Below are 1,299 nucleotides of genomic sequence, written 5' to 3'. Positions count from 1 at the left end.
GTGGTTTAGTTTTTTAGGACTAATTACAGTTATTAAACCTATTTCTTTATATTATGAACTATCTCTTCTCGAAGGAGGAAAATCAATAATCTCTTCAAAATGGGAGAACGTCCATACAAATAAGATATTAAAGGATATTTATATCGTAAATATTGGTGAATCTGTTATTAAAAATTACTACCCATCGTATAACGAAGAGAATGGAAAGATAAAAGGAGCGGCCATATTTAATGGTGTTATTTCCCCATCCGTTGTTACATATTTTTCAGTTCCTCGAATATTATCAAAGAGCCTAGATGTAAACAGGCATGATAAAGGCTTAAATGTGATAGATCTTGCTAATGATGCTGGAATGAAAACTTATTGGATATCAAATCAAGCTAAGATCGGGCAATACGAGACACAGGTATCCGCAATCGCGAGTAGGGCTCATTACCAATATTATAAAAATACGTCTTATGATAAAGCTGAACCCGATAATATTCTCCTACCAGAAGTGATCAAGGCGATTCGTGAAGAAACTAATAAACCGAAAGTCATTTTCATTCATACCATGGGGTCACACTATGACTTTTGTAAGAGATTTGATGAGGAGGTTTCACTAAAACCCTCAGATAACAAATACCTAGAATGCTATTCAAAATCAGTGGCTTATGGCGTGGCTTTTATAGAGAAGCTTAGAGACTTACTCACGATGCATGATAAAACATATAAAATCATTTATTTTTCGGATCATGGCCTAACGTCTGTAAACGTTCCACCGTATCTAATTCACGGTACTGGCTCACATTTTTCTAGGCAGGCAGTAGAAGTACCTTTCATAGCAATGAGTAATGACCCACAAGAAACGAAAATACATTCGGTCAAATACAATCTGAGAGACTTTTCAGACACATTTGCGCAATGGGTAGGAATATATTCAGAACAGACAGAGCATCATAAAAGTATCTTCAATCCCGAGTACATAGGAAAGGAGTATGACTCAGTGTTAACGAGTGAGTTTAAGGTAAGAAAGATCGACTAAACGAACAACTGGTACAGAAGGTTCTGAACACCATAAAGTTACTTAGTAAGTAACCTTCTACACACATCAAATTACCTCTTATTTAGCACTATGTGAGCGAGTATCAGCTCTATGTTACTGATTCAATGCATCCTAGTAACCTTGTTAGCAAACAGCCTAATAAGGTGATTTAGGAAACTCTGACAGTATCCGCAAGTGAATTAAGTGCGTGTGTAAATATTTGGATGATACATAATGATTTGAAACAGATAAGAAAAAAGCCCGCTGATTTCTCA

General features: G+C 35.8%; 1 protein-coding gene. It reads left to right on the top strand.

The annotated features are described in order from the left end of the window. A partial coding sequence (locus tag A142_RS16300) for a sulfatase-like hydrolase/transferase (protein ID WP_019822819.1) occupies positions 1-1,024 on the top strand: 1,024 nt, incomplete at its 5' end. Positions 1,025-1,299: the final 275 nt, after the last annotated feature.

Origin of the sequence: Vibrio splendidus 12E03 (assembly GCF_000272105.2) — a bacterium.
In the GTDB taxonomy this organism is placed as follows: domain Bacteria; phylum Pseudomonadota; class Gammaproteobacteria; order Enterobacterales; family Vibrionaceae; genus Vibrio; species Vibrio splendidus_I.
Note: the sequence above shows the minus strand (reverse complement) of the source record. Positions and strands in the feature narration are given on the sequence as shown.